Origin of the sequence: Streptomyces sp. NPDC048411 (assembly GCF_040704695.1) — a bacterium.
Taxonomy (GTDB): Bacteria; Actinomycetota; Actinomycetes; order Streptomycetales; family Streptomycetaceae; genus Streptomyces.
In genome coordinates, this window is the sequence record NZ_JBEZKL010000234.1 from 1 (window position 1) to 6,393 (window position 6,393).

The 6,393-nt window shown below is 71.9% G+C and carries 6 protein-coding genes; 1 reads left to right on the forward strand and 5 read right to left on the reverse strand.

Annotated features, from left to right (window positions below; genetic code table 11):
• Positions 1–50: 50 nt before the first annotated feature.
• The 5 genes from AB0915_RS37755 to AB0915_RS37775 all read right to left on the reverse strand — a co-directional run bounded on the left by AB0915_RS37755 (position 51) and on the right by AB0915_RS37775 (position 4,568).
• The gene (locus AB0915_RS37755; RefSeq protein ID WP_366695730.1) at positions 51–587 is read right to left on the reverse strand and encodes a hypothetical protein; all 537 of its coding nucleotides are present in this window, start codon (positions 585–587) and stop codon (positions 51–53) included.
• Between the two features lie 99 nt (positions 588–686).
• A complete protein-coding gene (locus tag AB0915_RS37760; RefSeq protein WP_366695731.1) occupies positions 687–1,598 on the reverse strand; it encodes a hypothetical protein in 912 nt (303 codons plus the stop codon).
• Entirely contained in the window at positions 1,595–2,791 is a 1,197-nt protein-coding gene (locus AB0915_RS37765; RefSeq protein ID WP_366695733.1) for a hypothetical protein, read from the reverse strand. Before AB0915_RS37765 ends, AB0915_RS37760 begins: the two co-directional genes overlap by 4 nt.
• Positions 2,788–3,852, reverse strand: coding sequence for a hypothetical protein (locus tag AB0915_RS37770; protein ID WP_366695735.1), 1,065 nt, complete (start codon positions 3,850–3,852; stop codon positions 2,788–2,790). The genes AB0915_RS37765 and AB0915_RS37770 overlap by 4 nt, the downstream gene beginning before the upstream one ends.
• Positions 3,849–4,568: a cupin domain-containing protein gene (locus tag AB0915_RS37775; protein WP_366695737.1), complete on the reverse strand. Its 720-nt coding sequence runs from the start codon at positions 4,566–4,568 to the stop codon at positions 3,849–3,851. The genes AB0915_RS37770 and AB0915_RS37775 overlap by 4 nt, the downstream gene beginning before the upstream one ends.
• Positions 4,569–4,996: 428 nt before the next feature.
• On the opposite strand from AB0915_RS37775, the gene AB0915_RS37780 reads away from it, so the two are divergent.
• The gene (locus AB0915_RS37780) at positions 4,997–6,199 is read left to right on the forward strand and encodes an FAD/NAD(P)-binding oxidoreductase (RefSeq protein WP_366695739.1); all 1,203 of its coding nucleotides are present in this window, start codon (positions 4,997–4,999) and stop codon (positions 6,197–6,199) included.
• Positions 6,200–6,393: the final 194 nt, after the last annotated feature.

Below are 6,393 nucleotides of genomic sequence, written 5' to 3' on the forward strand. Positions count from 1 at the left end.
GGCGCGGGCGCCCCCCCCCCCCCCCCCCGCCTCCCATGTGCCGGTCGGTCTTAGCCGAAGTCGTCGTCGCTCCAGGTGTCCCCGTCGTCGTCCCAGCCCGGGTCCCAGTCGTCCGTCCCGCCGCCACCGGAATCGCCGCCCCCGTCCGAGCCGCCCGAGGACGACGACTGGCTCTGCGCCTGCTGCTGGCGGAGCTCCTCTTCCTCTTCCGGGCTCATGCTCAGCGGCGGCACCTGGGCGGCGGTGATGGCGAGTCCCGCTATGCCCAGGCCCGCGAGCATGACACCCATCCTGCCGCCGAACGACGTCCGGTTGACCATCACCGTCTCGCCACGGCCCCACAGGGTGCGGCCGTATCCGATGTCCCGGGCGTACGTCACCGTGCCGTCGGCGAGGACCCGCTTGATGATGTGGTTGCCGAGGAGTTCGTCGGTGCCGGAGGCATTTTGGTTGTCGTGCCAGCGCACGAGGTGACGGGAGGAGCTCTCGCGGTGGCGCCACTCCTCCCGGCCGTCCTCGTAACGCCGGTGGACGCTGCCGTCGGCGAGCAGCTCGTCGGAGTAGCCGATCTCTTGAGGTCGGATCATCGTGTGTGTTCCTCGGGTCTGTGGGGCGGTCGTGGCCGCGGGAAGAGGGGTTCGCCGGGACGGGTCACCCCGCGGTTCACGGGCGGGTGACGCGGCGGATCACGAGGCGGGCCAGGTCAGGAAACCCGTGGTGCGCAGCCCGCGCAGTTCGGACCACATGGAATTCCGGGGCGGTCGCGGTTCCCGGGTGAGGCGCAGCACCGTACGCACCAGGCGGGGCGGTGACACGGCCGCGACTTGCGTGAACCGCCCCCGCGCCAGCCATGCGCCCTCCTCGGGCCGCAGCCCGGGCGGCCAGGGCTCCAGCTGCGGAGCCGGTGCCGGGCCGCGGCCGGTCGGAAGGCGCAGCGTTGCCGCGTGCCGGGGCACGAGCCCGATCGATGCGACCCGCACGCCGGGGACCGGGCCGAGAGCGGCCCTGACCCGCGCCGGGATCCCGATGCCCTCCGGGCTCGCGTCGTGCAGCACATGGACCGTTGCACCCTCGGCCCGCTCCAGCGCCGCGACGAGGCGCGGGTCGAACGGCAGGGCGTCGGGCGTCGCGAGGACGGGGCAGGCCGCCTCCAGGTGCACATGGTTGGCGAGCAGCATCCGGGCGATCGAGCCGTCCTGGCAGACCAGAAGGCGGGGGAGCCCGTAGGCGTAGAGGTCGGGTTCGGCGGCATCGGGCGCGGACAGAGACCGTGACGGCGCGGACGGGGCCGGCGGGAGAAGGCCCTCCACGGCCTCCCGGCCCCGTGCCTCCAACGCACGCGTGAACGTGGGCAGCCGCAGAGGAGGGGCCGGGGTGCGCGGGATGCGGGGGAGCAGGGTCGCGGCCGGGCTCAGGACACGGCAGGTCTCGTAATAAAGCTGCCGTTCCGTGAACCTGATGCCACCCGGGCCCGCGGCTCGCGCGGCGGCGCGGGTGATCGCGAGGTCGAGGAGGCGGGCGCCCGGCCCGCGGCCGGTACGGGGGTCCCGGGCTGTGGAGGTCCCGATTCCGGGGGCCTGGAGGCGTCGCGGCGTCATGCGGAGCTGGTGCCCTTCTTCTTGTACGTGCCAGTGCCGGGTGGGCGGCTGCCAGGTGCCCGCGAGGTCCTCGGGGTCCGTGGCGCCTGCGGCCAGGTGAGGAAGCCGTGCGTGAGGGCCTCATGGTGGGTGGGCCGCGGGGCGGCCAGCGCCCCTTCCACCGCCCGTACGACGATCGACTCGAGGACGCGGGGCGGCACGGCGGCGAGCGGGCTCCAGAAGCCCTGGCCGAGCCACTCCGCGTCGGCCTCGGGCAGGCCCGCGACCGTGCGGAGCTGTTCCGCGTCGGCGAGCGGATCGTGCCGGACGAGCCGCACGACACCCAGTCTGTTCCTGGCCGCGGAGACGGGGAGGCCCGCGTCCACCACGATCCGGTCGGGCTGTGCGCCACGGATGAGCGGCGCCAACAGGACACCCTGCGGATCGGCGTCGTGCAGGACGACCACCGGGAGCCCGCTGCGATACTGGGCGAGCGCGCTGAGCGCCGGCGCCAGGACGGTGGGGCGCCCTTCGGTTCCGTCGGCGTCGGCGACCTCCACGAGGACGGCCCCCAGACGGGCGGGGATGCCGTTGGCCGTGAGGAAGAGGGCGACCACGCGGTCCGTGCAGAGGATCGCGGCCTTGGGCCGGGACACCGGAACGGACGCACCGGAACGGTTCGCCCCGCGCGGCCGGGGCACGGGGCGCGCGTCGTCGTCGACGCCTTCCGGCAGTCCCCCGTACACCGCCGACCAGGATCCGTTCATCAGGGCACGGAAGGTCTGTTCGGCGGGAATGATCTGCGATTGGGGCAACTGACCGGGGCGGTGCCGCATGGACGACGCGACGACGACGGGGGCGCACGCGGCGGCGCCGGCGAGGAACGCGAGCAGTCCGCCGGTCAGGACGGCGCACGCGACGAGGGCGGCGGCCACCGGCAGGGCCACGAGCCAGCGGATCTTCGCTGGTACACCCTTCGGATCCCGTCCGGCCCAGGCGTAGTTACGGCTGCGGGACAGGTACCAGAGCTGGGTGAGGGTGATCTTCAGGCGGCCGTGGTCGGTGGCGCGTTCCGCGATGCCGCGGATGCGGATGTCGTGCATGCCCTTGCCGTGCACCGCGGGGTCGAGCGCGAAGCGCTTCCCGCAGTGCGCGCATATTCTGCCGTTGCGCTGCTTGCCCGTCAGCGAGGCGGCGCAGCGGGGGCAGATCATCGCTCACCCGCGTGGTCCTGAGCCCCTGGACCCGGCCAGGTCATGAACCCCACGGACGCGGCGCGACGCCGCTCCGGATCGACGCTCCGCGTGACCTGTTCGGCGACCCGGGTGACGGCGGCGAGCAGCCGGGCGGGGGGCATGCCGACGAGCGGGAAGCGCCAGCCCTTTCCCAGCCACCTCAGCTCCGCCTTGGTGAACGCGCCCAGCTCGGTGAGGAGCGCCATGGTCTCTTTGCCGGGCTTCCCCTCCTTGTCGCGGTAGGGCACGGCCTGCGCCAGGCCGCGGACGGTGCGCAGCGGCAACCCGGCGTCGATCACCGTGCGTTGCCCCAGATCCGCGCGGACGCGCCGGACGAGAAGCTCCCCGTGCGCGTCGGCGTCGTGGAGCACGATCACCGGGCCCCGCGTGGGCAGGACGCGGACCGCGTCGAGATCCTCGGCGAGCGCGAGCCCGTAACGGGCGGGCAGGCCGTCGGCGTCGAGGAAGGCCGTGATGGAGCGGTCGGGGCACAGGAGTACGGCCCCGGGCTCAGCACCGGAGGGCGCACGAGTCCTGGCCTGAGAGGGAACGGGAGGGGCGTCGTCGACCACCCCGGGCGGCAGCCCGCCGTACACGTACCGCCAGGGCGCGAGCGCCTCCGAACGGAACGCCGCACGGCTCATGACCGGGAAGCCCCGGCCCGCACCGGCGGCTCGTGCGAGGACGAAGCCCGCGGCGACGAGCAGCAGGGTGCCCGCGATGAGGGCCAGGTACACGGCCCCGGTGAAGATGCCGAAGACGCCGACGATCAGGCCCACGAAGAGTGAGATTTCCGTACACCCCGGCGCGAACGTTCCCTTTTTGAGGCGCTTGCGCGAGAGCGCGTACCACAACTGGTCCGGCGTCACCGCGATCCTGCCCTCCTCCGTCACCTTGGCGGCGATCCTGCGTACCCGCAGGTCGCTGAGGCCGAGGGAGTTGGTCTTGGGGTCGAGCGCGTACGTGCGCCTGCAGTGGGAGCAGGTGTTGTTGGGGCGCTCCTTGCGGAGCAGGTTCTTCTCGCAGTGCGGACAGATCACCGGCGGACCTCCAGTGCGGTCGCCACACGGCGCAGTCGTGCGGCCAGGCGCTCTCGGACGGTGGTGGTGGCGATGCCGCGGTCCTGCTGATGGCGCTCGATGTCGCGCAGGGCGGCGGCGAGGGCGTGATAGTCGGTGGCGGCGGCTACGGCCACCTGGCCGGCTGTCGGGGTGTCGCCCGCGGCGCGGCGCTCGGCCTCCCCGGCGGTGATCGCGTAGTCCTCGTGGTCGATCCCGTAACCGGTGTTGGCCGCGAGGATCGTCAGCGGATCGGTGCCCCTGTTCGCGAAGGAGTGGGGCATCATCTCCGGAATCCGTATCAACATCCCGGGAGTCAGCGGGACTTCGGTGACCAGGTCGCGGTCCGCGTCGTAGAGGCCGCAGGCTGCGTGGCCGAGGCTGAGGACGAAGTGTTCACCGCCGTGGGCATGCGGGGTGAAGGCGCTGCGTGGACCCACGACACCGAGTTTGACCGTGGCGTTCGAGGGGCGCCCGGGGGAGGTCGCCGCGTCGCCCACCAGGTAGTGGGCGAACTGCCCGTCATCGATGAAGCGGAGAAACTCCCGCTCGGGTCCCAGCTCGCGGGCGCCCTCGCGGTCGGCCAGTCCGATGCTTCCGTCCAGCCTCAGGTGGTACAGCTCCACAGCGCCGGGGAGCGTGCCCCACGCTCCGCCCGGCATGGCGTCGGACATGTCGTCATGCGGTCTTCCGGACATCGCGCCTCCCCCGTCTTCCTGTGCGCGGCGCGCGCTTCGCAAGCGCATCGTATGGCCTTGATCCACAACAACGGGAGCCTTTGGACTGGCTCTTGGGCAAAGCGCGAGGGAACGGCGGGCGAACGCGCGTGGCGCGGAGTGGACGGATGGCCGCGCAGTCCACGAGGTGCACTCCGCGCCCACGGTCGTTTCGCCGGTGCGGTCGGCGACGACGTTGAGCACCAGGTTGCGGGAGGGATCCCTTCCGGAGGACGGGGCACGCCGCCCGAGCCGGGAGAAGGCCGATCCGGCCACGCGCGAGGCGGACAGGCGCGCAGCCGAGCGCAGGATAAATGTACGTACAATTGATTGACATTTCCGCGGGGGGCTTGCGTGCCGGAGCCGCGCCGCCTAACGTGAATGTACGTACATTTGATCGGAGGGTTCCTTTGGTGACCAAGCAGCACCACCGGACCGTGATCATCGGCGGCGGGACCGCAGGTATCTCGGTCGCGGCTCGGCTCCGCCGCGCCGGTGAAAAGGACGTCGCAGTGCTCGACCCGAGCCTTCACCACTACTACCAACCGTTGTGGACGCTGGTCGGCGGCGGGCGAGCGCCGCTGAAGGAGAGCATTCGCCCGCAGGAGACCGTGGTACCGAAGGGCGTGCGGTGGATCCGACACGCCGCGGTCTCCATCGACCCCGAAGCTCAGGAAGTGACGCTGGACGACGGCGGCACCGTCTCCTACGACCACTTGGTGGTCTGCCCCGGCATCCAGTTGGACTGGGATCGAGTGCCGGGCCTGGAGGCCGGGCTCGGCAAGGACGGCCTGTCGAGCAACTACCTGCCGCACACCGCTCCCGCGACCTGGCGCTTCATCCGCGGGACCCGCTCGGGCAGTGCGGTGTTCAGCATGCCGACGGGCGCCATCAAGTGCGGCGGCGCCCCGCAGAAGATCGCGTACCTCGCCGCCGACTACTGGCGGGAACAGGGCGTCCTGGGCAGGATCGACGTCCACCTCGTGATACCCGGTGCCGCCATCTTCGGCGTTCCGGAGTTCGCGCGCGTGCTCGACGACGTGGTCCGCCGGTACGGCATCAACGTCCACTACGGCAGCGAGGTCACCGAGGTGCGCCCCGAGGCCCGCGAGGTGGTCGTCACCGACCTGGGCACCGGGGGCACGAAGATCCTGCCGTACGACATGGCCCACCTCGTCCCACCGCAGAGCGCCCCGGACTGGATCAAGCGCAGCCCGCTCGCCGGAGCCGACGACCCGGCCGGCTACGTCGAGATCGACAAGCACACCATGCGGCATGTCAGGTACCCCAACGTCTGGGCCCTCGGAGACGTCGGATCGTCCCCGAACTCCAAGACCGGCGCCGCTGTGCGCAAGCAGGCGCCCGTGGTCGTCGAGAACCTCCTCGCCACGATGAACGGCCGGGAACCCACGGCCGCCTACCACGGCTACTCCTCATGCCCGTTGACCACGGCCCGCAACAAGATGCTGCTCGCCGAGTTCGACTACAGCGGTCAGCCCACCCCGTCGATCCCGGTGATCGACACCATCCGCGAACGCACCGACATGTGGTACCTCAAGCGGCGCGGCCTGCCGTTCCTCTACTGGAACCTCATGCTCCGCGGGCTCGCCTGATCCGACGTCCGAAAGCGGGAACCCGACCGCCGCACCGACCGGAGGCCCGGCGGGTCGCACCCGCGGTCCCGGCGTACATCGCCACCCTGTTGCTGGACACCTAGGGCCTGTTCTGAGTTCCCCGCCTGCGCCCCGACGCCCGGCACGCACGCTCGCCGCACGGCGCCGCAGGACAGGTGGCTCCGCCACATGAC